Raw genomic sequence first — 24,371 nt, 5'->3', positions numbered from 1 at the left:
ATGTCCAAATCCCTATTGGTAATCAGCCGACAGGCGCCGTGGTCCGGACCAGGTGCGCGGGAAGCACTGGATATCGTGCTGGCTGGTGGCGCGTTTGATCTGCCTATCGGTCTGCTGTTTCTGGATGACGGTGTGTTCCAGCTGGCGCCGCATCAGGCCGCCAAGGCCGTGCAACAAAAAGACCTGAGTGCCAACCTGCAGGCATTGGGCCTGTTCGGCATTGATGACGTGTTCGCCTGCGGCCACAGCCTGTCCGCGCGCGGGTTGCCGCCGCCCGCCAATGCGCAGACGCTGCACAGCCAAGCCATTTGCGAGCTGATTGATCGTTACGACCAGGTGATTACCCTCTGATGTCGACTCTACATGTGGTGTCTCACTCTCCCTTTACCGACAGCCGCCTCGACAGCTGCCTGCGCATCTGCGGCGCTCAGGACGCAATCCTGCTGTGTGGCGACGGTGCCTACGCGCTGCACACGCCCGCCCTGCAAAGCAAAGGCGTGAAGGTCTTTGTACTGGCCGAAGACATGCAGGCGCGCAACCTGGCGCTTCCCGACTGGGCTGACAGCGTGGATTATCCAGGTTTCGTGCAACTGTCGATCGACTACGACAAGGTCAACACCTGGCTATGAACCCCCTGACCGTAGGCACGCGCAGCCTGGAGCTGGACAAGGACGGCTACCTCGTCGACCTCAATGACTGGTCCGATGAGGTGGCGCACGCCCTGGCCGCTGCCGAAGCCCTGGAGCTGACCGCGGATCACTGGGAAATCCTCAATCTGCTGCGCCAGTTCTATACCGAATTCCAGCTGTCCCCTGCCACACGCCCGCTGATCAAGTACACCGCCTTGAAACTGGGCCCGGAAAAGGGCAACAGCCTGCGTCTAAACAAACTGTTCAACGGCACTCCCGCCAAACTCGCCGCCAAGCTGGCGGGCCTGCCCAGGCCGACGAATTGCTTATGACCGACTTCACCCCATTGACCCTCAACACGCCCGAAGAGCACCCTTTTGCCCAGTTCGTGCGCATCCTCGGCAAAGGCAAGCGCGGCGCGCGCAACCTCACCCGCGAAGAAGCGCGGCAAGCCATGGGCATGTTGCTCGACGAAAAGGTCGAGGACACCCAGCTCGGCGCCTTTTTGATGCTGCTGCGTCACAAGGAAGAGAGCCCGGAAGAACTGGCCGGTTTCACCGAAGCGGTACGTGAACGCCTGGATGCACCGGCGTTGAACGTGGATATCGACTGGCCGACCTACGCCGGCAAAAAGCGCCATCTGCCGTGGTTTCTGCTGGCGGCCAAATGCCTGGCGCAAAACGGTGTGCGCATTCTGATGCACGGCGGCGGTGCCCACACGGCGGGCCGCCTGTACACCGAGCAACTGCTGGAGACGTTGCGGATCCCGCTGTGCCGCAATTGGCAGCAGGTGGGAAGCGCCTTCGAGCAGGGCAACCTGGCCTTTATCCCGCTGGGCGACTGGGCGCCGCAATTGCAACGCATGATCGACCTGCGCAACACCCTCGGCCTGCGCTCGCCCATTCATTCCCTGGCGCGGCTGCTTAACCCGCTGAATGCGCGCTGCGGCCTGCAAAGCATTTTCCACCCGGGCTACCAGGGCGTGCACCGCGATGCCAGCGGCCTGCTCGGGGACAATGTGATCGTGGTCAAGGGCGACGGCGGCGAGATCGAAATCAACCCCGACACCCTCAGTCACCTGTATGGCACCACCGGCGGCCAGAGTTGGGACGAAGAGTGGCCCGCCCTCTCCGCCCAGCGTCACGTCAAACCGGCGACGCTTGAGCCTGAACAGTTGAACGCGTTGTGGCGCGGCGAAGTCGAGGACAGCTACCCGCAACTGGCGCTGATCGCCACCATGGCCCTGGCGTTGCGCGGTCTCGGCCACCCGCGGCAACAGGCCTTCGAATTGGCCCAGCAATACTGGGATGCACGGGATAAATCGATTTAGTCGATCATTCACCCCCGGTCTTTGCGCTTTTAGTTCGAACTCATCCCTTTAGACTGGACTCCAACGTTTAACAGCCAAGGAGCCAGTCATGGGTTTGCTGATTGAAGGACAGTGGAAAGACCAGTGGTATGAAAGCAGCGCAGATGGCGCTTTCCAACGGGAACAGGCACAACGTCGCAACTGGGTGACCGCCGATGGCGCGCCCGGCCCGAGTGGCGAAGGTGGCTTCAAGGCTGAGGCCGGCCGCTATCACCTCTACGTGTCCCTGGCCTGCCCCTGGGCGCACCGCACCCTGATCCTGCGCAAGCTCAAAGGTCTGGAAAGCCTGATCGACGTGTCAGTGGTCAGCTGGTTGATGCTGGAAAACGGCTGGACCTTCGACAAGGCCCACGGCTCCAGCGGTGACAAACTGGACGATCTGGCCTTCATGCACCAGCGCTACACCGCCGATACGGCCGACTACACCGGGCGCGTCACCGTGCCGGTGCTGTGGGACAAAAAACTCAAGCGCATCGTCAGCAATGAATCGGCGGAAATCATCCGCATGTTCAACAGCGCGTTCAACGGGCTGACCGGCAATACCCTGGATTTTTATCCCGACACGCTGCGTCCGACCATCGATGCCCTGAACGAACGTATCTACCCGGCCGTGAACAACGGCGTATACCGCGCAGGTTTTGCCACGTCACAACAGGCGTATGAACGTGCGTTTGATGATGTGTTTGCCGAGCTGGATCATTTGGAACAACACCTGGGCCAGCATCGTTATCTGGCCGGTGAGTACCTGACCGAGGCGGATGTGCGGCTGTTTACCACGTTGATTCGCTTTGACGCGGTGTATTACAGCCACTTCAAGTGCAACCTGCGGCGGATCGCCGATTATGCGAATTTGTCGAATTGGCTAAGGGAGATGTATCAGTGGCCGGGCGTGGCCGAGACGGTGGACTTTGCCCATATCAAGGGGCATTACTATGCCAGCCATCGCACGATCAACCCGACCGGTATTGTGCCGAAGGGGCCGTTGCAAGAGTTTGACAACAGCCATGATCGGGCGCGACTTTCAGGTAAAAGTGTCTTTAGCTGATCTGGATTATCGGTTGTATTTGATGGCCTCATCGGGAGCAAGCCCCCTCCCACATTTTGACTGTGTTCACAAACCAAAATGTGGGAGGGGGCTTGCTCCCGATGCTTTTAAGGCTCAGACCTGAGACTGAGCCCCTTCAAACCATTTGAGCTTCTCGCGCAACACGACCACCTCACCCACGATCACCAGCGTCGGTGCATGTACTTCATGCTCCGCCACCATGCGCGGCAAGTCCGCCAGGGTGCCGGTAAACACGCGCTGGTTGGAAGTGGTGCCCTGCTGGATCAAAGCCGCCGGTGTGTCCGCCGAGCGCCCGTGCTTGATCAACTGCTCACAAATGATCGGCAAGCCAATCAGGCCCATGTAGAACACCAGGGTCTGCGACGGCCCGACCAGGTCCTGCCAGGGCAGATCCGACGTATTGTTCTTCAGGTGCCCGGTGATGAAGCGCACCGATTGCGCATAGTCACGGTGCGTCAGCGGAATCCCGGCATACGCGGCACAACCACTGGCCGCCGTGATCCCTGGCACCACCTGGAACGGGATGCCATGGGCCGCCAATTCCTCGATTTCTTCGCCACCGCGCCCAAAAATGAACGGATCGCCGCCCTTGAGGCGCAGCACGCGCTTGCCTTGCTTGGCCAGGTCGACCAGTTGCTGGTTGATCTGATCCTGGGGCACAGCGTGGTCGGCACGCCGCTTGCCGACGTAAACCCGCTCGGCATCACGACGGCACAGTTCCAGGATCGCCGGCGCAACCAGACGGTCGTACAGCACCACGTCGGCCTGCTGCATCAGGCGCAAGGCACGAAAGGTGAGCAAGTCCGGGTCACCCGGGCCTGCACCCACCAGGTACACCTCGCCGGGTGCATAAGGTGGCGCGCCATTGACCTTTTCGATCAACAGGCGCTCAGCTTCATCGCCCTGCCCGGCCAGTTGACGGTCGGCAATCGGCCCCTGGAACACCTCTTCCCAGAACGCCCGGCGCTGCTGCACATCCGGGTACAAACCTTTGACCTGGGCGCGAAAACGCGCGGCCAAACCGGCTAATTGGCCGTAGGTGGACGGAATCCAGGTTTCCAGCTTGGCGCGGATCAAGCGCGCCAGCACTGGCGCGTCGCCGCCGCTGGAGACCGCAATCACCAACGGCGAACGGTCGACAATCGCCGGGAAGATCACGCTGCACAAGGCCGGCGCATCCACAACATTGACCGGCACGCAACGGCGCTTGGCCTCACTGGACACTTGCGCGTTCAGCGGCTCGTCGTCCGTTGCCGCGATGATCAGGGTGCAACCCTCCAGGTCAGCCTCCTGATAACCGCGCAAAATCAGTTCCCCGCCACTGCCCAGTACCAGTTCACGCAACTGGTCTTCGATCTGGGGAGCAACCACCCGCAGCAACGCACCGGCGTCGGCCAGCAGCCGGGATTTGCGCAAGGCAATCTCCCCGCCACCGACGACCAACACTCGACTGCCGCGCAGGTTATGAAACAGCGGCAGAAATTCCATTTAGGCGATGACCTCAACGCCGCCCATGTACGGCTTGAGCACCTCAGGTACACGGATCGAACCGTCAGCCTGCTGGTAGTTTTCCAGCACGGCCACCAGGGTACGGCCTACGGCCAGGCCCGAACCGTTAAGGGTGTGCACCAACTCCGGCTTGCCGGTTTCCGGGTTACGGAAACGCGCCTGCATACGACGGGCCTGGAAATCACCGCAGTTGGAGCACGACGATATTTCGCGGTATTTGTCCTGGCTCGGTACCCACACTTCCAAATCGTAGGTCTTCACGGCGCTGAAGCCCATGTCGCCAGTGCACAGCGCCAGTACGCGGTACGGCAGCTCCAGCAGTTGCAGCACACGTTCGGCGTTGGCGGTCAGGCCTTCCAGGGCTTCCATGGAGGTCGACGGCTCGACCACCTGCACCATCTCGACCTTGTCGAACTGGTGTTGGCGGATCATGCCGCGCGTATCGCGACCCGATGCGCCGGCTTCACTGCGAAAGCACGGGCTGTGGGCAACCAGCTTCAACGGCAGTTGCTTGGCATCGAGGATTTCGCCGGCGACGATATTGGTCAGCGACACCTCGGCGGTCGGGATCAGGTACAGATCGGCTTCGCCGTCGCGAGTGATCTTGAACAGGTCTTCCTCGAATTTCGGCAACTGGCTGGTACCCATCAGCGCCGGCGCCTGGACCAGGTACGGGGTGTAGGCTTCTTCGTAGCCATGCTCACCGGTGTGCAGGTTGATCATGAACTGCGCCAGCGCACGGTGCATACGGGCGATCGGGCCGCGCAGCAAAGCGAAACGGGCACCGGACATTTTTGCCGCGGTCTCGAAATCCAGGCCACCGGTCAATTCGCCCAGGGCCACATGGTCCTTGATCTCGAAATCGAAGGCTTTGGGCGTACCCCAGCGGCGTACTTCAACGTTGCCGTCTTCGTCTTCGCCTACCGGCACGGATTCGTGGGGCAGGTTCGGAATGCCCAGCAGGATCGAGTCCAGCTCGGTCTGGATGCCTTCCAGCTCGGTTTTGCCGTTGGACAGCTCAGTGCCCATACGCTCGACATCCGCCATCAACGGTGCGATGTCTTCGCCGCGCTGTTTGGCCTGGCCAATGGATTTGGAACGCGCATTACGCTCAGCCTGCAGTGCTTCGGTGCGGGTCTGGACGGTCTTGCGCTGTTCTTCCAGCGCTTCGATGCGCGCAACATCCAAGGCAAAGCCACGGGATGCCAGGCGGTCCGCTACGTCCTGAAGGTTGCTACGTAACAGTTTGGAATCGAGCATGTCGGTCTCTCGTTATCAAAGTTTGGTCAAGGACAGGCCGGCCCAGGTGGCGAGCAGCCCGCCGAACACGCTGATGCCCAGGTACCCGAAGGCGACCAGGGCCTGCCCGCTTTCCAGCAGGCGCAGCGTATCCAGTGAAAAGGATGAAAAGGTCGTCAGACCGCCTACAAAACCGACAATCAAGCCGGCGCGAATTTCAATCGGCACTTCCGGGCGCAACAGGAACCAGCCGTACAACAGCCCGATAATCAAACAGCCCACCAGGTTGACTGCCAGGGTCGCCGCATAAAAATGCTTCGGCCACTGGACGCTGACCCAGGTGCTGGTGGCGAAACGCAATAATGTACCAGCGATGCCAGCTGCGGACACGGCAAGAATCGTCTTGAGCACTACTTTCTCCGCTGACGGGGGCTGAGACGGTCGAGTTGGGCCAGATGGTTGAGCTTTTCGCCGATCTTCAGCTCTAGCCCACGGGGCACTGGCTGGTAGAGCGGCAACGGTTCCAGCGCATCGGGGAAGTAGTCTTCGCCGGCTGCATAGGCATCCGGTTCGTCATGAGCGTAGCGATATTCGTCACCGTAACCCAGCTGCTTCATCAGTTTGGTCGGCGCGTTGCGCAAGTGCATCGGCACTTCCAGCGATCCATGTTCAGCCGCCGCTCGCAGCGCCGACTTGAAGCCCATGTACACTGCGTTGCTTTTCGGTGCGCAGGCCAGGTAGGTGATGGCCTGGGCCACCGCCAACTCGCCTTCCGGGCTGCCGAGGCGCTCCTGCACCTCCCAGGCCGCCAGGCACAGGCTCAGGGCGCGCGGGTCGGCATTGCCGATGTCTTCGCTGGCCATGCGCACCACGCGACGGGCCAGGTACAACGGATCGCAACCGCCGTCGATCATGCGTGCGAACCAGTACAGCGCACCGTCAGGGTTGGAGCCGCGCACTGACTTGTGCAGCGCGGAAATCTGGTCGTAGAAAGCTTCACCGCCCTTGTCGAAGCGCCGGCGCGTATCACCCAGCAGGCTTTGCAGCAGGTCGACGCCAATTTCGCCGCCGTCTTCAGCCAGGTCCGAGGCGTTTTCCAGCAGGTTGAGAAAACGCCTGCCATCGCCGTCTGCGGCGGTGAGCAGGATCCTGAAGCCTTCGTCACTGACGCTCAGATGGCGCTTGCCCAGGCCCTTGTCTTCATTCAGGGCCCGCTGCAGCAATTTCTGCATCGCCGCCTCGTCCAGGCTTTTGAGCACGTAGACACGCGCTCGCGACAACAAAGCGTTGTTGAGTTCAAACGAAGGGTTTTCAGTGGTGGCGCCGATGAAGATCAAGGTGCCGTCTTCAACATACGGCAGGAACGCATCCTGCTGCGACTTGTTGAAGCGATGCACTTCGTCGACAAACAGGATGGTGCGCTTGCCGTACTGCCCGGCCTGCTGCTTGGCGACTTCCACCGCCTGGCGGATTTCCTTGACCCCGGCGAGTACCGCCGAGACCGTTTCAAAGTGCGCATCCGAGACTTTCGCCAGCAGCCGCGCCAGGGTGGTCTTGCCCACGCCCGGCGGCCCCCAGAAAATCATCGAGTGCAGCGCGCCCTGCTCCAGGGCTTCGCGCAAGGGCTTGCCGCGAGCGAGCAGGTGTTCCTGACCGACGTACTCATCCAGGTTGGTCGAACGCAAGCGTGCGGCCAGGGGCTGGGCAATCGGGTCACTTCGAAACAGATCCATGGGCAGCGCTTGAAACCTCTCGGCAGATTATTCCTGGATCACGTCGGCACCCTTGGGGATGTCGAACTTGAACTTGGATGCGGGCACCGGCTGGTTGGCCTTGACCCCGGAAAACAGGATATCGGTGCGCTGGCCAACGCTGTCGACCAGGCGCATGTTATTGATCACGCCGTTGCCGAACGACAGGGACAGCGTGTCAAACAGCGTGTCCTTGGATTTTGGCTTGAGGGTGAACTCGATCACGTTGCTGGTCTGTTTGGAAGTGATGTCGAAGCTGTCGTTGATTTTCGACACGTCACCCGACAGCAGCAGTGCGGGTGTCTGGTTCAGGCGTGGATCGAGCTTCTTGATGGTCGCCTGTTCCAGGTCCGGGTCCCACAGGGTGACCTTCTGACCATCGGAAACGATGGTCTGCTCAGCCTTGCCTTCGGTATGCCAGTAGAACAACCCAGGGCGCTGCACGGCCATCTCACCGGCGGTTTCCTGCAACTGGGTGCCACCGGCATCCAGGGTCAGTTGGGAGAAGCGCGCGGTCAGGGTCTGGGATTTGTCCAACAGGTTCTTCAGGCTGGCGACGGAAGCCGGGTCAGCGTGAGCCGAAACAGCGGTCAGGGCCAGTGCCGGCAACAACAGCATGCGGATAAAGCGCATGGGAGTCCTCATTGAGTAGTCAGGGCGGTGCCGCGTGTTACCACGCGGCACCGGGGTCAGTCGCGCATCTGCCCGGGGGCGATGATTTCACGCGAGCCGTTGGTGTTCATTGCGGTGACGACGCCGGCGTGTTCCATGGCTTCGATCATGCGGGCAGCGCGGTTGTAGCCGATTTTCAATTTGCGTTGCACTGCGGAGATAGAGGCGCGACGGCTTTCCAGCACGAAGGCCACGGCCTCATCGTAAAGCGCGTCGGTTTCGGCATCATCGTCGCCACCGCCGCTGCCACCGTCAAAACCGCTGCCGGCCTCTTCGACGCCTGCGAGGATGTCGTCGTTGTATTCCGGGGCGCCGCGCAGTTTCCAGGCTTCGACCACGCGGTGTACTTCGTCATCGGACACAAAGGCACCGTGAACGCGAATCGGCAGGCTGGTGCCCGGCGGCATGTAGAGCATGTCACCGTGGCCCAGCAGTTGCTCGGCGCCACCCTGGTCGATGATGGTCCGTGAGTCGATCTTGCTCGATACCTGGAACGCCATGCGTGTGGGGATGTTGGCCTTGATCAGGCCGGTGATCACATCCACCGACGGGCGCTGAGTCGCGAGGATCAAGTGAATCCCGGCGGCACGTGCCTTCTGGGCAATACGCGCGATCAGTTCTTCGACCTTCTTGCCGACGATCATCATCATGTCAGCGAATTCGTCGACCACCACCACGATGGTCGGCAGCTTGGTCAGCAGCGGTGCCTCATCGTGAATGTTTTCGCGCTTGTACAGCGGGTCGGTCAGCGGTTCGCCGGCGTCCTGGGCTTCCTTGACCTTGGCGTTGAAGCCCGACAGGTTACGTACGCCCATCTTGGCCATCAGCTTGTAGCGGCGCTCCATCTCGGCAACGCTCCAACGCAGGGCGTTGGCGGCGTCCTTCATGTCGGTAACCACCGGGCAGAGCAGGTGCGGAATGCCCTCGTAGATCGACAGCTCCAACATCTTCGGGTCGATCATGATCAGCTTGGCGTCATCCGGCCCGGACTTGAACAGGATCGACAGGATCATTGCGTTCACACCCACCGACTTACCGGAACCGGTGGTACCGGCTACCAGCAGGTGAGGCATTTTCGCCAGGTCGGTGATCACCGGCTTGCCGCCAATGTCATGGCCGAGGGCCAGGGTGACCGGCGATTTGAAATTGTCGTATTCGGGGGTCGACAGCACTTCGGAGAAACGCACGATCTGGCGGTCTTCGTTGGGAATCTCGATACCCACGGTGGTCTTGCCCGGGATCACTTCCACCACGCGCACGCTGGTCACGGCCAGGGAACGGGCCAAGTCTTTGGCCAGGTTGGAAATGCGGCTGACTTTTACACCGGCGGCCGGCTGGATTTCGTAACGGGTAATCACAGGGCCGGGATGGATCGAATCCACCGACACTTCGACGCCGAACTCCTTGAGCTTGATTTCCAGCAGATGGCCGACGGCCGCCAGGGATTCGGGGGAATAATTGAGCTGTTTCTTTTCTGCCGGGTCAAGAATCGAGATCGGCGGCAAGGTGCCTTCGACGGCGCTGTCGATAAACAGCGGGGCCTGTTTCTCTTTCTGTACGCGATGGCTGGGTTCTGGCGCCTTGGGCGGTGCCGGAGCGATCACTGGCGGTACCTGCTTCTCGCGATCCGACATGTGCTTGCTCAGGGCCTGCTCGCGCTCGATCAAGCGTTCCTTGACCTTGGCCTGCTCGCGCCGATCCGGCGTGCTCGGGGCCACCACCTCATTGACGCGGGTGTCCACCTCACGCAGTTGGGCAACCATTTGCTTGCGCTCGACACGGGCGGCCCACCAGCGGTTGGCAGCGCCCTGGAACAATTCGAACAGGTCGAGGGTGATCTTGCCGGTCACGTCCATCACCTTGAACCATGACAGGTCGGTGAACACCGTGAGGCCGAACAGGAACAGCGCGATGAACATCAAGGTGCTGCCCTGGATATTCAGCGTGCGGCGCGCCAGGTCACCGAGGCTTTCGCCCAGCGCCCCGCCCGCACCCGCCGGCAGACCGGTGGGTGCATGGAAGTGAATATGCGCCAGCGCCGCGCCGGACAGCACCAGGAACACCAGGCCGATCAGGCGCCAGGAGAACAGCCAGCCGCTCCACTGCCACGGCTCGTGACGCTGGCGGAAGATCTGCCAGGTCTTGATCGCCAGCAGCAGCGGGAAAATGTACGCGAAATAACCCAGGATCATGAACAGGATATCGGCGCTGTAGGACCCGACCGGCCCACCGAAATTCTGCACATCGTCGATCTTGCTGTTATGGCTCCAGCCCGGATCGTCCTTGCCATAGGTGAGCAAGGCCATCATCAGGAACAGGCACAGCGCACCGATGGCAATCAGTGCGCCTTCCTTGAGTCGGTAATGCAGGTGCTGGCGCCAGGCCGGTACGACTGCTGCTTTAGGTGCTGCGGCGGATTTCTTCAAAACGGGTCTTTTCCTGCGCCCTTAGCGCGTCCATCTGTTGAATGACTACACATGACTGCCCTATCCCGAGCAGCTGAAAAATGAACGTATGTTGCTGAATCTACTTTTAACACCAGGTCACGGATAGGTGAAATGGCGATAACGCCACAATGGGCGCATTGTACGGGTTTGCGTGCGCGATGCCACACACTTGCCCTCCACCTGGCAGCCTTGGCAATCGAAGTGTCAAAGCCTGTTCAATTTGAGCATGCATTGCCTTTGCTGACAAAGGCTTATGAGCTGTATCTGGCAATCCAGGCAAACTTGGCAAATGGCTGGCATGTGCCAGCCCCGATTACGACCGCGCCTTATGCGCAGAGTTGCAGAAACACCCGCTCATGCTAATCCGGCCTCACGGCTTAATCGGGCTGGCCCCTTGGCGCCGGGTCGACAATAATCAACGCTTATGCGGCAGATGCCTTGTCTGCCACTCCCCTCCCCTTCCGTAAGCCTGGATGCCATGCTGACCTGGTTACAACGCGACAACCTGACTTTCCCGCCCCTGGCCAAGGCCATGCGCGAACCCAATGGCCTGCTCGCCGCTGGTGGCGACCTGTCGGCCGAACGCCTGATCCAGGCCTATCGCCATGGCTGCTTTCCGTGGTTTTCAGAAGGCCAACCCATCCTCTGGTGGTCACCCGACCCACGCACGGTGATCTTCCCCGACGAACTGCATGTGTCCCGCAGCCTCGGCAAACTGCTGCGCCAACAGCGTTATACCGTGACGTTCGACCAGGATTTCGCCGCCGTCATCCAGGCCTGCGCTGCACCGCGCGCCTACGCGGACGGCACCTGGATCACCGAGGGCATCCAGAACGCCTACCTGGCGCTGCACAAGCGCGGCTACGCCCACTCCGTGGAAGTGTGGGACCAGGGCGAACTGGTAGGTGGCCTGTATGGCCTGGCGATGGGCCAGCTGTTTTTTGGCGAATCCATGTTCAGCCGCGCCGACAACGCCTCGAAATTCGGTTTCGCCACATTGACCCGTCAATTGCAGGCGTGGGGCTTCGTGCTGATCGACTGCCAGATGCCCAATGACCACCTGCACAGCCTGGGCGCCCGCGCCATACCGCGCAGCGACTTCGCTGACTTGCTGCGCAAGCATTTGGACCAACCCAGCTCTGGACCGTGGGTTTCGTAGGCGACTTTCGCCTACCTGGCTTACACTTATTCCAAAGCTTATCCCGAGGGTTGATCATGACCGAGCTGGCGCGCTTGAAGTTCTATGCCACTCAAGCCCACTCTTGCAGCTATCTGCCCGACGAGCAGGCCACCACGCTGTTCCTCGATCCCAGCCAGCCGATGGACGTGCACGTGTACGCCGACCTCTCGGAGATGGGGTTTCGGCGCAGCGGCGATCATCTGTATCGACCTCACTGCCAGAATTGCAACGCGTGTGTGCCGGCGCGCATCCCTGCCGCGCAATTTTTGCCCGATCGCAATCAGAAACGCATCCTTAAACGCAATGCCGACCTGACGGTAAACGCGGTCAAGCCGCAGTACAGCGAAGAGTATTTCGATCTTTACCAGCGCTACATCGAGCAACGCCATGCCGATGGCGACATGTTCCCGCCCAGCCGTGATCAGTTTTCCACCTTCCTGGTACGTGACCTGCCGTTCTCGCGTTTCTACGAGTTCCGCCTCGATGGACGGCTGCTGGCCGTGGCGGTGACCGACCTGCTGCCCAACGGCCTGTCGGCGGTGTACACCTTCTATGAACCCGAAGAGGAACGCCGCAGCCTCGGGCGCTTTGCGATCCTCTGGCAAATAGGTGAAGCACTGCGCCTGGAACTGGAAGCGGTGTACCTCGGATACTGGATCAAGAACTGCAAAAAGATGAACTACAAGACCCAATATCGGCCCATTGAGCTGCTGATTAATCAAAGATGGGTCACACTTAACTAGAACCCCTTGGCTTGAACCCTCTTTTTCGGGCACAATGCACGCCGCTTTTGCCTGGCGCAGTTGCACCGGGCCATTCACTGGATACCGAGGGCTTTACTGCATGTCGAAAGAAGACAGCTTCGAAATGGAAGGCACTGTCGTCGACACCCTGCCCAACACCATGTTTCGTGTGGAGTTGGAAAATGGGCACGTCGTAACCGCGCATATCTCCGGCAAGATGCGCAAGAACTACATTCGTATTCTTACCGGTGACAAAGTGCGCGTCGAGCTGACGCCCTATGACTTGAGCAAAGGGCGCATCACTTACCGCGCTCGCTAAGCAAGTCAATACAAAACGCCCGGTTATGCCGGGCGTTTTTGTGTGGGTGGCATACACATAAATTGTGGGAGGGGGCTTGCCCCCGATAGCAGTGTGTCAGGCAACTAATTTGTTGCTGAACCACCGCTATCGGGGGCAAGCCCCCTCCCACATTGGATCTCCATTGTTCTGAGAATTGCATTTCAAGTCAGCAAAAAGGCGCCTTTCGGCGCCTTTTGTGTTGTTGCAGAACGATCAGGCCATTTCTGCCGTGGTCTCGAAATCGAAGGTCAGCTCGCCGTCCTTCAGGTCGATATGCACCACGCCACCATGATCGGAGAGTTCGCCGAACAGGATCTCTTCGGCCAGCGGCCGCTTGATCTTGTCCTGGATCAGACGCGCCATTGGGCGTGCGCCCATTGCCGCATCGTAGCCGCCCTCTGCGATCCAACTGCGAGCCGCTTCCGTCACATCCAGCTGCACGCGCTTGTCTTCCAACTGCGCCTGAAGCTCGGTGAGGAACTTGTCCACCACGCTCTTGATAACCTCATGGCTGAGGCGACCAAATTGGATAATGGTGTCCAGACGGTTGCGGAACTCCGGCGTGAAGCTCTTCTTGATCACTTCCATTGCATCGGAAGAGTGATCCTGATGCGTGAAGCCGATAGAAGCTCGCGCAGCAGTTTCGGCACCGGCGTTGGTGGTCATGATCACGATCACATTACGGAAGTCCGCCTTGCGCCCGTTGTTATCGGTCAGCGTCCCGTGGTCCATGACCTGCAACAGCAGGTTGAAGACTTCCGGGTGAGCCTTCTCGATCTCATCGAGCAGCAGTACGCAATGCGGCTGCTTGGTGATCGCCTCGGTCAACAAGCCGCCCTGGTCGAAACCGACATAGCCGGGCGGCGCACCGATCAGGCGCGATACGGTGTGACGCTCCATGTACTCGGACATGTCGAAACGGACCAGCTCGATACCCATGGCCTTGGCCAACTGCCGCGCCGCCTCGGTCTTGCCGACACCGGTAGGCCCTGCGAACAGGAACGAACCGACCGGCTTGTCCGGCGACTTGAGGCCCGCACGGGACAACTTGATCGCAGTGGACAGCGAGTCGATCGCCGCATCCTGACCGAACACAGTGAGCTTGAGGTCGCGCTCCAGGTTACGCAGCAGCTCCTTGTCGGAACTGGTGACGTGTTTTGGCGGAATCCGCGCGATTTTCGCCACGATGTCCTCGACCTGAGGCACATCGATACGTTTCACACGCTTCTCGACCGGCTGTAGCCGCTGGTAAGCGCCCGCCTCGTCGATCACGTCGATGGCCTTGTCCGGCATGTGCCGGTCATTGATGTAGCGCGACGCCAGCTCGGCCGCCGCACGCAGGGCCTCATCGGTGTACTCGATGCCGTGGTGCGCTTCAAAACGCCCCTTGAGCCCGCGCAGGATGCCAATGGTGTCTTCAACCGAAGGCTCGGACACGTCGACTTTCTGGAAGCGACGCGCCAGGGCACGGTCTTTTTCGAAAATGCCGCGAAACTCCTGGAAGGTGGTGGAGCCGATGCAGCGGATATCACCCGAAGACAACAATGGCTTGAGCAGGTTGGAGGCGTCCATCACCCCACCGGAGGCCGCACCGGCACCAATGATGGTGTGGATCTCGTCGATGAACAGGATCGCCTGCGGGCGTTTTTTCAGCTCGCCGAGCAGCGCCTTGAAGCGCTTCTCGAAATCGCCACGGTACTTGGTCCCGGCGAGCAATGCGCCCAGGTCAAGGGAGTAGACGACGCTGTTGGCCAGCAGGTCCGGCACCTGGTTGTCGACAATGCGCTTGGCCAGGCCTTCGGCAATCGCGGTTTTACCCACGCCCGCCTCACCCACCAGCAACGGGTTGTTCTTGCGACGCCGCGCGAGGATCTGCGCTACACGCTCGACCTCGCTTTCACGCCCGACCAGCGGATCGATCCGCCCCTGTCGCGCCATCTCATTGAGATTGCTGGCATAGGCATCCAGCGGGTTGCTTGAAGAAGAAGACTCACCGCCCTCGTCGTCCTGCATATCCTGCTCACCCTCGGAATGATCGCCGTGCCCAGGCACCTTGGAGATACCGTGGGCGATGTAATTGACGACATCAATACGGGCAACGCTCTGCTGCTTGAGCAGAAACACGGCCTGGCTTTCCTGTTCGCTGAAAATTGCCACCAGCACGTTTGCGCCTGTGACCTCACGCTTACCGGAGCTCTGTACGTGGAAGACAGCACGCTGCAATACCCGCTGGAAGCCCAGGGTTGGCTGGGTCTCGCGGTCCTCGTCATGCACGGGGATCAGTGGCGTGGTGGAGTCGATAAACTCCTGCAGATCATGCTTGAGTTTGTCGAGGTTGGCGCCGCACGCACGCAGAACGGTGGCGGCAGCTTCATTATCCAAAAGTGCCAGCAAAAGGTGCTCGACGGTCATGAACTCATGACGCTTCGAACGAGCCTCCTTGAAGGCAAGATTGAGGGTGACTTCGAGCTCGCGGTTTAACATAGCTTCACCTCATACCCAAGTGGTCGGCGTTAACCGTCCTTCTCGATTTCACAGAGTAGCGGATGCTGGCTTTCCCTGGCGTACTGGTTGACCTGCATGGCCTTTGTCTCGGCGATGTCGCGGGTAAACACTCCACATACTGCCCGTCCTTCTGTGTGAACGGCCAGCATTACCTTGGTCGCCAACTCGCGGTTCAGGTTAAAAAACACCTCGAGCACTTCGACGACGAAATCCATCGGTGTGTAGTCATCATTGAACAAAACCACCTTGTACATCGGCGGTGCCTGTAAAGCAGGCTTGGCCTCCTGAACAGCAATGCCTGCAGAACCGTCGTCGTCATGTTCCTGATCCGGGCGATCCTGATTGAATGTTAGTCGAATCTGGCTATTTGCATGCATGGAAAGAAAGGTTCGTCAGTGGTTCAATTACAGTGGTGGGGGCGAGCTGTCAGAATTTCAACTCTGACCGACTGGTCGCCTTGACTATCGGCAAATCGGTGTTACAACCAATAGAGCCCACAGTGGGTAAAAAAGGTCCGCGCAGTCAACCTTATTTATTCGGGTTAGGACGGATAAACTGGATGATACTCCAGTGATGGAGTCTGGTGCAGAGGGATATGGGAATGGCTAGTGGTAAGGTCAAGTGGTTCAACAATGCCAAGGGGTACGGCTTCATTAATGAAGACGGCAAGACTGAAGACCTTTTTGCGCATTATTCAGCAATAATGATGGAAGGCTACAAGACACTGAAAGCGGGTCAGCCTGTCTGTTTCGAGTTAATTCAGGGCCCCAAGGGCATGCATGCCGTGAATATCCATGCGCACGTCACCCCTACACCCCCCGCAAAAACGGAAGCGCCTGCCCGAAAACCAAAAAAGCAACTGGCCTGATCAGCCACTGAGCAAGGTCTTGAAAGCCAAACCGGCCATTCTGAGCCATCAGAATGGCCGGTTTTTTTCTGCCTGTTTACATATGTTTGATCAGCGCATCACCAAAGCCCGACGACGACACCAACGTAGCGCCATCCATCAGGCGCTCAAAGTCATAGGTCACGGTCTTGGCCGAAATCGCACCGTTGGTGCCCTTGATGATCAAGTCAGCCGCCTCGACCCAGCCCATATGACGCAGCATCATTTCCGCCGACAGAATCAATGAGCCCGGGTTGACCTGGTCCTTGCCCGCATACTTGGGCGCAGTACCGTGAGTGGCTTCGAACATCGCCACGGTGTCCGACAGGTTGGCTCCCGGCGCGATACCAATACCACCAACCTCCGCCGCCAAGGCATCGGACAAGTAGTCGCCATTGAGGTTGAGCGTGGCGATCACGTCATATTCAGCCGGACGCAGCAGGATCTGCTGGAGCATGGCATCGGCAATCGCATCCTTGACCACTACATTCTTGCCGGTCTTGGGGTTCTTGAACTGCATCCACGGGCCGCCGTCGAGCAGCGTCGCGCCGAATTCTTCAGCCGCCACTTCGTAGGCCCATTCCTTGAAGGCACCTTCGGTGAACTTCATGATGTTGCCTTTGTGCACAATGGTCAGCGAGTCGCGGTCGTTATCGACTACATACTGCAGGGCCTTGCGCGCCAGGCGCTTGGTACCCTCTTTCGACACCGGCTTGACGCCAATCCCGCAATCCTGGTCGAAACGGATCTTGGTAACGCCCATTTCCTCCTTGAGGAACTTGATCACCTTGATCGCCTCAGGCGAACCGGCTTTCCACTCGATACCCGCGTAAATATCCTCGGAGTTCTCACGGAAGATGGTCATGTCCACATCGCCTGGCTTCTTGACCGGGCTGGGCACGCCTTCAAACCAGCGCACCGGGCGCAGGCACACATACAGGTCGAGTTGCTGACGCAGAGCCACGTTCAGCGAGCGAATACCACCGCCGACCGGCGTGGTCAGCGGGCCCTTGATGGACACCACGTAATCCTTGACCGCGTCCAGGGTTTCCTGGGGCAACCAGGTGTCCTGGTCGTAGACCTGGGTCGCCTTTTCGCCGGCATACACCTCCATCCACGAGATTTTGCGCTTGCCGCCGTAAGCCTTTTCAACAGCTGCGTCGACTACCTTGATCATCACCGGGCTGATGTCGACGCCAATACCGTCACCTTCGATATAGGGGATGATCGGTTGGTCAGGAACATTGAGAGAATGGTCTGCATTGACGGTGATTTTGTCGCCGACTGCCGGAACCTGAATCTTCTTGTATCCCATGCTGAACTCCATCTATGGATTGAACATCTGGCTGCATTCGAGCCTACTCCAGATAAATGGCGACCGAAACCTCGCGCCATGCTCATTTGCATCGAAAACAGCATAAATTGTCGCCTACAAGCCTGAAAGCAAAGGGAAAAGTGCCAATCTTGAGCACAACGTGCGACTTTAGGCGTAACGCAGCACCTGCGACCTTTAGACCAATGGACGACACACCTTTTGTATGAAGGCTCTGCGTAAGCATAGCGACCTATGTATAATGCCGCCGCTGACCAAAGAGTCACGACGGTTGACCGCTCTAGACAGTAGCCTTCAGCCAGAAAGCAGGACTATTACAATAGTCCAAACGCTTGACGCTCGACTGATGCAACCCAACATCACCGCGAAGAAACCTCGACATTTCGCTCATGGATGACTTTGAACGAACGCGCTCCACCCGGCGCATCTCGAGTTTCTGCGCACGCTTTCAGCAAAGAAGAGAGTTAATCCGAATATGCCCACCCGCTCGAAGATCATCTACACCTTCACCGACGAAGCTCCAGCCCTCGCCACCTATTCACTGTTGCCTATCGTAGAGGCCTTCACCGCTTCCGCTGATATTGCCGTTGAAACCCGCGACATCTCCCTCGCAGGGCGCATCCTCGCAAGCTTCCCCGAGCAACTGGGCACCAAGGCTATCCCGGACCACCTCGCCGAACTGGGCGACCTGGCCGTAACCCCTGAAGCCAACATCATCAAGCTGCCTAACATCAGTGCCTCGACCCCGCAGCTGCAAGCCGCGATCAAGGAACTGCAGGCCCAGGGCTACGCCCTGCCGGACTACCCGGAAACCGTAACCACCGACGCGGAAAAAGAAACCCGTGCACGTTACGACAAGGTCAAGGGCAGCGCCGTGAACCCGGTACTGCGCGAAGGCAACTCAGACCGCCGCGCGCCGCTGTCGGTCAAGAACTACGCACGCAAGCACCCGCACAAGATGGGCGCCTGGGCTGCCGACTCCAAGTCGCACATTGCCCACATGAGCAATGGTGACTTCTACGGCAGCGAAAAAGCCGTACAGATCGAAGCCGCCGATGCTGTCAAAATTGCACTGGTTGCTCAGGACGGCACCACCACCGTCCTGAAAGAAAAGACCAGCGTCCAGGCCGGCGAGATCATCGACACCGCCGTGTTGAGCAAGAAAGCGCTGCGCAGCTTCATCGCCGCTGAAATCGAAGACGCCAAGAAGCAAGGCGTGCTGCTGTCGGTCCACCTCAAAGCCACCATGATGAAGGTCTCCGACCCGATCATGTTCGGCCAGATCGTTGCCGAGTTCTATAAAGATGCCCTGGCCAAGCACGCTACCGTGCTTGAGCAGATCGGCTTCAACCTGAACAACGGCATCGGCGACCTGTATGCCCGCATCAAGGCCCTGCCGGCCGACCAGCAAGCGCAGATCGAAGCCGACATCCAGGCCGTCTACGCCGCTCGTCCTGCCCTGGCGATGGTCAACTCCGACAAAGGCATCACCAACCTGCACGTGCCGAGCGACGTGATCGTCGACGCCTCGATGCCAGCCATGATCCGTGACTCCGGCAAGATGTGGGGCACCGACGGCCAGCTGCACGACACCAAGGCTGTGATCCCGGATCGCTGCTACGCCACTATCTACCAGACAGTCATCGAAGACTGCAAGGCCAATGGCGCCTTCGACCCGACCACCATGGGCAGCGTGCCAAACGTTGGCCTGATGGCCAAGAAAGCCGAAGAGTACGGTTCCCACGACAAGACCTTCCAGATCAAGGCTGACGGCGTTGTTCGCGTCACCGACAGCCAGGGCAACCTGCTGATGGAACAGAAAGTCGAGGCCGGCGATATCTTCCGCATGTGCCAGACCAAAGACGCGCCGATCCAGGACTGGGTCAAGCTCGCCGTCAACCGTGCCCGCGCCAGCAACACCCCGGCCATTTTCTGGCTGGACCCCAAGCGCGCTCACGATGGCGTAGTGGTCGAGAAAGTTCAGGCGTACCTGAAAGACCACAACACCGAAGGCCTGGACATCCGCATCATGGCCCCGGTCGATGCGATGAAGTTCACCCTGGAGCGCACCCGCAAAGGCCTGGACACCATTTCGGTGACCGGTAACGTGCTGCGCGACTACCTGACCGACCTGTTCCCGATCATGGAACTGGGCACCAGCGCCAAGATGCTGTCGATCGTGCCGCTGATGAACGGCGGCGGCCTGTTCGAAACCGGCGCTGGCGGTTCGGCGCCCAAGCACGTTCAGCAGCTGCTGGAAGAAAACTTCCTGCGTTGGGACTCCCTGGGCGAGTTCCTGGCCCTGGCCGCTTCCCTTGAGCACCTGGGTGTGACCTACAACAACCCCAAAGCCTTGGTACTGTCCAAGACCCTGGACCAGGCTACCGGCCAGTTCCTGGACAACAACAAGTCGCCATCGCGTAAAGTCGGCAACATCGACAACCGCGGCAGCCACTTCTACCTGGCGCTGTACTGGGCCCAGGCCCTGGCCGCCCAAACCGAAGACGCTGCACTGCAAGCGCAGTTCGGCGAACTGGCAAAAACCCTGGCCGAGAACGAAGCAACCATCGTTGCCGAGCTCAACGCGGTACAGGGCAAGCCCGTGGACATCGGCGGCTACTACGCACCGAACCCCGAGTTGACCAGCAAGGCCATGCGCCCAAGCAACACCCTCAATGCGGCGATTGCCAAGTTGAAGTAAGGTTGTAAGGATGCAAAGAAGCCCCGGCCCAGTGCCGGGGTTTCTGTTTGCAGGGACTTCATTGAAGAAACCCAATCAAGTGTGGGAGCTGGCTTGCCTGCGATTACAGCCTGTCAGTTCATACAGGTGCAGCTTACCCACCGCCATCGCAGGCAAGCCAGCTCCCACATTGACCGAGTCACCTTCCCGATACCGAGGCTTGCAATGACCTGGCTTCCCCATATCACCGTCGCCACCATCGTCGAAGACAACGGCCGCTTCCTGATGGTTGAAGAACTCAAGGGCGGCCGCGCCGTGCTCAACCAGCCCGCCGGCCATCTGGACCCGAACGAAACCCTGACCGAAGCGGCCGTGCGCGAAACCCTCGAAGAAACCGGCTGGGATGTCGAGCCCACTGGCATCGTCGGCATTTACCTGTACACCGCACCGAGCAATGGCGTGACCTATCAGCGCGTATGCTTTATCGCCAAGGCGCTGAAACATCACCCGGATTATCAACTCGACGAAGGCATCCTGCGCGCCCGCTGGCTGACCCGTAACGAGCTGATGACCGTGCGCGATGACTGGCGCAGCGAGCTGATCATCCGCTGTATCGATGATTATCTGGCCGGCCACCGGCACAGTCTCGAATTGATCCGCCCTTCTCTTTAGCCTTAGCGACTCGGGCCTGATAGAATCGCGTCCTTTTTCAAGACACCCGTTGAAACCCTATGCGTGATCCAGCCCCTTCTGACACACAAAAGAAGCGCGTCATCGTCGGTATGTCCGGCGGCGTGGATTCTTCCGTTTCCGCCGTTCTGCTCATGGAGCAGGGTTATGAGGTGGAAGGCCTGTTCATGAAGAACTGGGAAGAAGACGATGGAACCGAATACTGCACCGCCATGGACGACCTGGCGGACGCCCAGGCCGTGTGCGACAAGATCGGAATCAAGCTGCACACTGCCAACTTCGCCGCCGAGTACTGGGACAACGTGTTCGAGCACTTCCTGGCCGAATACAAGGCCGGCCGCACGCCGAACCCGGATATCCTGTGCAACCGCGAGATCAAGTTCAAGGCGTTCCTCGACTACGCCATGATGCTTGGCGCCGACCTGATTGCCACGGGCCACTACGTGCGCCGTCGCGATATCGATGGCCGCACCGAATTGCTCAAGGGCCTGGACCCGAACAAGGACCAGAGCTACTTCCTGCACGCCGTCGGCGGCGAACAGATCGCCAAGACCCTGTTCCCGGTCGGCGAGCTGGAAAAGCCCGAAGTGCGCAGGATCGCCGAGCAACACGGCCTGGCCACCGCCAAGAAGAAAGACTCCACCGGGATCTGCTTTATCGGCGAGCGCCGCTTCAGCGATTTCCTCAAGCAGTACCTGCCGGCGCAGCCGGGCGAGATCAAGACCACTGACGGCGAAGTGATCGGCCGTCACCATGGCCTGATGTACCACACCATTGGCCAGCGCCAGGGCCTGGGCATCGGCGGCTTGAAAGACGCAGGTGAAGAGCCTTGGTACGTGCTGGTCAAGGATCTGGAAAACAACGTGCTGGTGGTCGGCCAGGGCAACGAACATCCGCTGCTGTTCTCCGGCGCCCTGCTCGCTTCCGAGATCTACTGGGTCAACCCGATCGACCTGAGCACGCCACGCCGCCTGACCGCCAAAGTGCGCTATCGCCAGAGCGACCAGCCGTGCACCCTGGAAAAAACCGCCACCGGTTACCGCGCGACCTTCGATGACCCGCAACGCGCGGTCACCCCAGGCCAATCCGTGGTGTTCTACGACGGCGAAATCTGCCTGGGCGGCGGCGTGATTGAAGTTGCGCAAGCCTGGAGCCATCCGGCATGAGCCCGACCCAGGAGCAATTGACGGCGCTTGGCGGGGTCTTCCTCGCGGCAGTCCTGGTGGACAAGATCGCCAAGACCGGCCAGGTGACCGAGGCCGGCCTGACGTGCATGCTCGGCAGCCTGCTGGTGGTTGATCCGAAGGATACCCTGGACGTGTACGGCGGCGACGACCTGAGCCTGCGCGAAGGTTATCGCGCCCTGATCGGCGCCCTCGAACGCGACCCAAGCACCCTGCAGCGCGAGCCGTTGCGCTACGCCCTGTCGATGCTCGGCCTGGAACGGCAGCTAGCCAAGCGCGACGACCTGCTGGAAACAATCGGCAAACGCCTGCCGCAAATCCAATCCCAGGTTGAGCACTTCGGCCCGGCCCACGAGAACGTGATCGCCGCCTGTGGTGCGTTGTATCAAGACACCTTGAGCACCTTGCGCCAGCGCATCCAGGTGCACGGCGACATGCGCAACCTGCAGCAACCGAATAACGCCTCGAAGATCCGCGCGCTGCTCCTGGCCGGCATTCGTTCGGCGCGGTTGTGGCGGCAGTTGGGCGGCCATCGCTGGCAACTGGTGATCAGCCGACGCAAATTGCTCAAAGAGCTTTACCCGTTGATGCGCAACGAATAAGTCGCATCAGCAGGCCATTTTCAAGCCGTTACGCGTAATACGCCGGTCAGTTGGCAACGGACCGGCGGATTTTTTCATGTATGATACGCGCCCCATTTCGTTGCCCGACTGTCCGAGAACACCCCATGCAGCTCTCTTCGCTCACTGCGGTTTCCCCTGTTGACGGCCGCTACGCCGGCAAAACCCAGGCCCTGCGCCCTATTTTCAGCGAATACGGTTTGATCCGTGCGCGTGTACTGGTTGAAGTGCGCTGGCTCCAGCGCCTGGCCGCTCACCCTGCCATCGGCGAAGTGCCGGCGTTTTCCGCCGAGGCCAACGCTGTATTGAACACCCTGGCGGAAAACTTCTCCCTGGAGCACGCCGAGCGTGTGAAAGAGATCGAGCGCACCACCAACCACGACGTCAAAGCCATCGAGTACCTGCTCAAAGAGCAAGCGGCCAAGCTGCCGGAACTGGCCCAGGTCAGCGAATTCATCCACTTTGCCTGCACCAGCGAGGACATCAACAACCTGTCCCACGCCCTGATGCTGCGTGAAGGCCGTGATGACGTGATGCTGCCGCTGATGCGCCAGACCGCCAACGCGATCCGTGAACTGGCGATCCGTTTCGCTGATGTGCCGATGCTCTCGCGCACCCACGGCCAGCCGGCTTCGCCGACCACCCTGGGCAAAGAACTGGCCAACGTGGTGTACCGCCTGGAGCGCCAGATCGCTCAAGTGGCCGCCGTGCCATTGCTGGGCAAGATCAACGGCGCCGTGGGCAACTACAACGCCCACCTGTCGGCCTACCCCGAGATCGACTGGGAAGCCAACGCCCGCGCCTTCATCGAAGACGAGCTGGGTCTGGGCTTCAACCCTTACACCACGCAGATCGAACCCCACGACTACATTGCCGAGCTGTTCGACGCGATTGCGCGCTTCAACACCATCCTGATCGACTTCGATCGCGATATCTGGGGCTACATCTCCCTGGGCTACTTCAAGCAGCGCACCATTGCCGGTGAAATCGGCTCGTCGACCATGCCGCACAAGGTCAACCCGATCGACTTCGAGAACTCCGAAGGCAACCTCGGCATCGCCAACGCGCTGTTCCAGCACCTGGCCAGCAAGTTGCCGATCTCTCGCTGGCAGCGCGACCTGACCGACTCCACCGTACTGCGCAACCTCGGTGTCGGCTTTGCCCACAGCGTGATCGCGTACGAAGCCAGCCTCAAAGGTATCAGCAAGCTTGAGCTCAACGAGCAGAAAATCGCCGCTGACCTGGATGCCTGCTGGGAAGTCCTGGCCGAGCCGATCCAGACCGTGATGCGTCGCTACAACATCGAAAACCCGTACGAAAAACTCAAAGAACTGACACGCGGCAAGGGGATCACCTCTGAAGCGCTGCAGACTTTCATCGACGGCCTGGACATGCCAGCTGCCGCCAAGGCCGAGCTGAAACTGCTCACCCCGGCCAACTACATCGGCAACGCTGTAGAGCAAGCCAAGCGCATCTGATTACCGCAAGACCCTTGAGACGCCCGGCCGCGCCGGGCGTTTTTATTCCA

General features: G+C 59.9%; 23 protein-coding genes. 14 read left to right on the top strand and 9 right to left on the bottom strand.

What is annotated here, in order from left to right; translation table 11 throughout:
- From tusC to QMK52_RS18390, 5 genes are all read left to right on the top strand, one after another.
- Entirely contained in the window at window positions 1-351 is a 351-nt protein-coding gene (gene tusC, locus QMK52_RS18410) for a sulfurtransferase complex subunit TusC (RefSeq protein WP_122734037.1), read from the top strand.
- Entirely contained in the window at window positions 351-629 is a 279-nt protein-coding gene (gene tusB / locus QMK52_RS18405) for a sulfurtransferase complex subunit TusB (protein ID WP_122734038.1), read from the top strand. Before tusC ends, tusB begins: the two co-directional genes overlap by 1 nt.
- Window positions 626-961, top strand: a complete 336-nt coding sequence (locus QMK52_RS18400; RefSeq protein WP_320403177.1) for a TusE/DsrC/DsvC family sulfur relay protein — start codon at window positions 626-628, stop codon at window positions 959-961. The genes tusB and QMK52_RS18400 overlap by 4 nt, the downstream gene beginning before the upstream one ends.
- Window positions 958-1,959, top strand: a complete 1,002-nt coding sequence (locus tag QMK52_RS18395) for a glycosyl transferase family protein (protein ID WP_005789077.1) — start codon at window positions 958-960, stop codon at window positions 1,957-1,959. The genes QMK52_RS18400 and QMK52_RS18395 overlap by 4 nt, the downstream gene beginning before the upstream one ends.
- An 88-nt stretch (window positions 1,960-2,047) precedes the next feature.
- Window positions 2,048-3,043 carry a glutathione S-transferase family protein gene (locus tag QMK52_RS18390; protein WP_320403176.1) on the top strand — a complete coding sequence of 332 codons (996 nt, stop codon included), beginning with the start codon at window positions 2,048-2,050 and terminating at the stop codon, window positions 3,041-3,043.
- A gap of 114 nt (window positions 3,044-3,157) precedes the next feature.
- On the opposite strand, the gene cysG is transcribed toward QMK52_RS18390, so the two are convergent.
- The 6 genes from cysG to QMK52_RS18360 are packed head-to-tail and all read right to left on the bottom strand — an operon-like array spanning window position 3,158 to window position 10,661.
- Window positions 3,158-4,552: a siroheme synthase CysG gene (cysG, locus tag QMK52_RS18385; protein WP_005789079.1), complete on the bottom strand. Its 1,395-nt coding sequence runs from the start codon at window positions 4,550-4,552 to the stop codon at window positions 3,158-3,160.
- On the bottom strand, window positions 4,553-5,833 hold the full coding sequence (gene serS / locus QMK52_RS18380) for a serine--tRNA ligase (RefSeq protein ID WP_005789081.1): 1,281 nt from the start codon (window positions 5,831-5,833) through the stop codon (window positions 4,553-4,555).
- 15 nt (window positions 5,834-5,848) lie between these two features.
- Window positions 5,849-6,223, bottom strand: a complete 375-nt coding sequence (gene crcB, locus QMK52_RS18375; protein WP_194438583.1) for a fluoride efflux transporter CrcB — start codon at window positions 6,221-6,223, stop codon at window positions 5,849-5,851.
- The gene (locus tag QMK52_RS18370) at window positions 6,223-7,545 is read right to left on the bottom strand and encodes a replication-associated recombination protein A (protein ID WP_194438585.1); all 1,323 of its coding nucleotides are present in this window, start codon (window positions 7,543-7,545) and stop codon (window positions 6,223-6,225) included. Before QMK52_RS18370 ends, crcB begins: the two co-directional genes overlap by 1 nt.
- A gap of 27 nt (window positions 7,546-7,572) precedes the next feature.
- A complete protein-coding gene (gene lolA / locus QMK52_RS18365) occupies window positions 7,573-8,196 on the bottom strand; it encodes an outer membrane lipoprotein chaperone LolA (RefSeq protein ID WP_003174700.1) in 624 nt (207 codons plus the stop codon).
- 56 nt (window positions 8,197-8,252) lie between these two features.
- Window positions 8,253-10,661 (bottom strand): DNA translocase FtsK, encoded by a 2,409-nt coding sequence (locus tag QMK52_RS18360; protein ID WP_005789085.1) that lies wholly within the window; start codon window positions 10,659-10,661, stop codon window positions 8,253-8,255.
- Between the two features lie 499 nt (window positions 10,662-11,160).
- On the opposite strand from QMK52_RS18360, the gene aat reads away from it, so the two are divergent.
- The 3 genes from aat to infA all read left to right on the top strand — a co-directional run bounded on the left by aat (window position 11,161) and on the right by infA (window position 12,924).
- Window positions 11,161-11,841, top strand: a complete 681-nt coding sequence (gene aat, locus QMK52_RS18355; RefSeq protein WP_005789086.1) for a leucyl/phenylalanyl-tRNA--protein transferase — start codon at window positions 11,161-11,163, stop codon at window positions 11,839-11,841.
- A 56-nt stretch (window positions 11,842-11,897) separates the two neighbouring features.
- Window positions 11,898-12,605, top strand: coding sequence for an arginyltransferase (locus tag QMK52_RS18350; RefSeq protein WP_005789087.1), 708 nt, complete (start codon window positions 11,898-11,900; stop codon window positions 12,603-12,605).
- Window positions 12,606-12,705: 100 nt separating this feature from the next.
- On the top strand, window positions 12,706-12,924 hold the full coding sequence (gene infA, locus QMK52_RS18345) for a translation initiation factor IF-1 (protein ID WP_002553999.1): 219 nt from the start codon (window positions 12,706-12,708) through the stop codon (window positions 12,922-12,924).
- A 234-nt stretch (window positions 12,925-13,158) separates the two neighbouring features.
- On the opposite strand, the gene clpA is transcribed toward infA, so the two are convergent.
- Together clpA and clpS are read right to left on the bottom strand one after the other, a co-directional pair.
- Window positions 13,159-15,429, bottom strand: coding sequence for an ATP-dependent Clp protease ATP-binding subunit ClpA (gene clpA, locus QMK52_RS18340; protein WP_005789088.1), 2,271 nt, complete (start codon window positions 15,427-15,429; stop codon window positions 13,159-13,161).
- Between the two features lie 29 nt (window positions 15,430-15,458).
- Window positions 15,459-15,827: an ATP-dependent Clp protease adapter ClpS gene (clpS, locus tag QMK52_RS18335; RefSeq protein ID WP_005789091.1), complete on the bottom strand. Its 369-nt coding sequence runs from the start codon at window positions 15,825-15,827 to the stop codon at window positions 15,459-15,461.
- Between the two features lie 218 nt (window positions 15,828-16,045).
- On the opposite strand from clpS, the gene cspD reads away from it, so the two are divergent.
- Window positions 16,046-16,318 carry a cold shock domain-containing protein CspD gene (gene cspD / locus QMK52_RS18330; RefSeq protein WP_277953054.1) on the top strand — a complete coding sequence of 91 codons (273 nt, stop codon included), beginning with the start codon at window positions 16,046-16,048 and terminating at the stop codon, window positions 16,316-16,318.
- A gap of 76 nt (window positions 16,319-16,394) precedes the next feature.
- Here the strand turns inward: cspD and icd are convergent, their stop codons facing one another.
- A complete protein-coding gene (gene icd, locus QMK52_RS18325; RefSeq protein WP_005789095.1) occupies window positions 16,395-17,651 on the bottom strand; it encodes an NADP-dependent isocitrate dehydrogenase in 1,257 nt (418 codons plus the stop codon).
- 493 nt (window positions 17,652-18,144) lie between these two features.
- On the opposite strand from icd, the gene QMK52_RS18320 reads away from it, so the two are divergent.
- The 5 genes from QMK52_RS18320 to purB all read left to right on the top strand — a co-directional run bounded on the left by QMK52_RS18320 (window position 18,145) and on the right by purB (window position 24,321).
- On the top strand, window positions 18,145-20,370 hold the full coding sequence (locus tag QMK52_RS18320) for an NADP-dependent isocitrate dehydrogenase (protein ID WP_320403175.1): 2,226 nt from the start codon (window positions 18,145-18,147) through the stop codon (window positions 20,368-20,370).
- A 204-nt stretch (window positions 20,371-20,574) separates the two neighbouring features.
- On the top strand, window positions 20,575-21,021 hold the full coding sequence (locus tag QMK52_RS18315; RefSeq protein WP_194438588.1) for an NUDIX hydrolase: 447 nt from the start codon (window positions 20,575-20,577) through the stop codon (window positions 21,019-21,021).
- Window positions 21,022-21,080: 59 nt separating this feature from the next.
- Entirely contained in the window at window positions 21,081-22,205 is a 1,125-nt protein-coding gene (gene mnmA / locus QMK52_RS18310) for a tRNA 2-thiouridine(34) synthase MnmA (RefSeq protein ID WP_005789102.1), read from the top strand.
- Window positions 22,202-22,825 carry a high frequency lysogenization protein HflD gene (gene hflD, locus QMK52_RS18305; protein WP_005789104.1) on the top strand — a complete coding sequence of 208 codons (624 nt, stop codon included), beginning with the start codon at window positions 22,202-22,204 and terminating at the stop codon, window positions 22,823-22,825. Before mnmA ends, hflD begins: the two co-directional genes overlap by 4 nt.
- Window positions 22,826-22,950: 125 nt before the next feature.
- Entirely contained in the window at window positions 22,951-24,321 is a 1,371-nt protein-coding gene (gene purB, locus QMK52_RS18300) for an adenylosuccinate lyase (protein WP_005789106.1), read from the top strand.
- Window positions 24,322-24,371 lie beyond the last annotated feature (50 nt).

The organism is Pseudomonas sp. P9_2 (assembly GCF_034008255.1).
Taxonomy (GTDB): Bacteria; Pseudomonadota; Gammaproteobacteria; order Pseudomonadales; family Pseudomonadaceae; genus Aquipseudomonas; species Aquipseudomonas synxantha_A.
The sequence above is the reverse complement of the archived record's forward strand: the minus strand, read 5'-3'. Positions and strand labels throughout refer to the sequence as shown.

Coding starts and splice junctions, on each gene's coding strand:
- QMK52_RS18350 (WP_005789087.1), top strand. CDS start 11,898: ATGACCGAGCTGGCGCGCTTGAAGTTCTATGCCACTCAAGCCCACTCT.
- infA (WP_002553999.1), top strand. CDS start 12,706: ATGTCGAAAGAAGACAGCTTCGAAATGGAAGGCACTGTCGTCGACACC.
- aat (WP_005789086.1), top strand. CDS start 11,161: ATGCTGACCTGGTTACAACGCGACAACCTGACTTTCCCGCCCCTGGCC.
- tusB (WP_122734038.1), top strand. CDS start 351: ATGTCGACTCTACATGTGGTGTCTCACTCTCCCTTTACCGACAGCCGC.
- lolA (WP_003174700.1), bottom strand. CDS start 8,196: ATGCGCTTTATCCGCATGCTGTTGTTGCCGGCACTGGCCCTGACCGCT.
- hflD (WP_005789104.1), top strand. CDS start 22,202: ATGAGCCCGACCCAGGAGCAATTGACGGCGCTTGGCGGGGTCTTCCTC.
- tusC (WP_122734037.1), top strand. CDS start 1: ATGTCCAAATCCCTATTGGTAATCAGCCGACAGGCGCCGTGGTCCGGA.
- QMK52_RS18400 (WP_320403177.1), top strand. CDS start 626: ATGAACCCCCTGACCGTAGGCACGCGCAGCCTGGAGCTGGACAAGGAC.
- QMK52_RS18315 (WP_194438588.1), top strand. CDS start 20,575: ATGACCTGGCTTCCCCATATCACCGTCGCCACCATCGTCGAAGACAAC.
- cysG (WP_005789079.1), bottom strand. CDS start 4,552: ATGGAATTTCTGCCGCTGTTTCATAACCTGCGCGGCAGTCGAGTGTTG.
- clpA (WP_005789088.1), bottom strand. CDS start 15,429: ATGTTAAACCGCGAGCTCGAAGTCACCCTCAATCTTGCCTTCAAGGAG.
- icd (WP_005789095.1), bottom strand. CDS start 17,651: ATGGGATACAAGAAGATTCAGGTTCCGGCAGTCGGCGACAAAATCACC.
- QMK52_RS18395 (WP_005789077.1), top strand. CDS start 958: ATGACCGACTTCACCCCATTGACCCTCAACACGCCCGAAGAGCACCCT.
- QMK52_RS18320 (WP_320403175.1), top strand. CDS start 18,145: ATGCCCACCCGCTCGAAGATCATCTACACCTTCACCGACGAAGCTCCA.
- clpS (WP_005789091.1), bottom strand. CDS start 15,827: ATGCATGCAAATAGCCAGATTCGACTAACATTCAATCAGGATCGCCCG.
- QMK52_RS18370 (WP_194438585.1), bottom strand. CDS start 7,545: ATGGATCTGTTTCGAAGTGACCCGATTGCCCAGCCCCTGGCCGCACGC.
- QMK52_RS18390 (WP_320403176.1), top strand. CDS start 2,048: ATGGGTTTGCTGATTGAAGGACAGTGGAAAGACCAGTGGTATGAAAGC.
- purB (WP_005789106.1), top strand. CDS start 22,951: ATGCAGCTCTCTTCGCTCACTGCGGTTTCCCCTGTTGACGGCCGCTAC.
- mnmA (WP_005789102.1), top strand. CDS start 21,081: ATGCGTGATCCAGCCCCTTCTGACACACAAAAGAAGCGCGTCATCGTC.
- cspD (WP_277953054.1), top strand. CDS start 16,046: ATGGGAATGGCTAGTGGTAAGGTCAAGTGGTTCAACAATGCCAAGGGG.
- serS (WP_005789081.1), bottom strand. CDS start 5,833: ATGCTCGATTCCAAACTGTTACGTAGCAACCTTCAGGACGTAGCGGAC.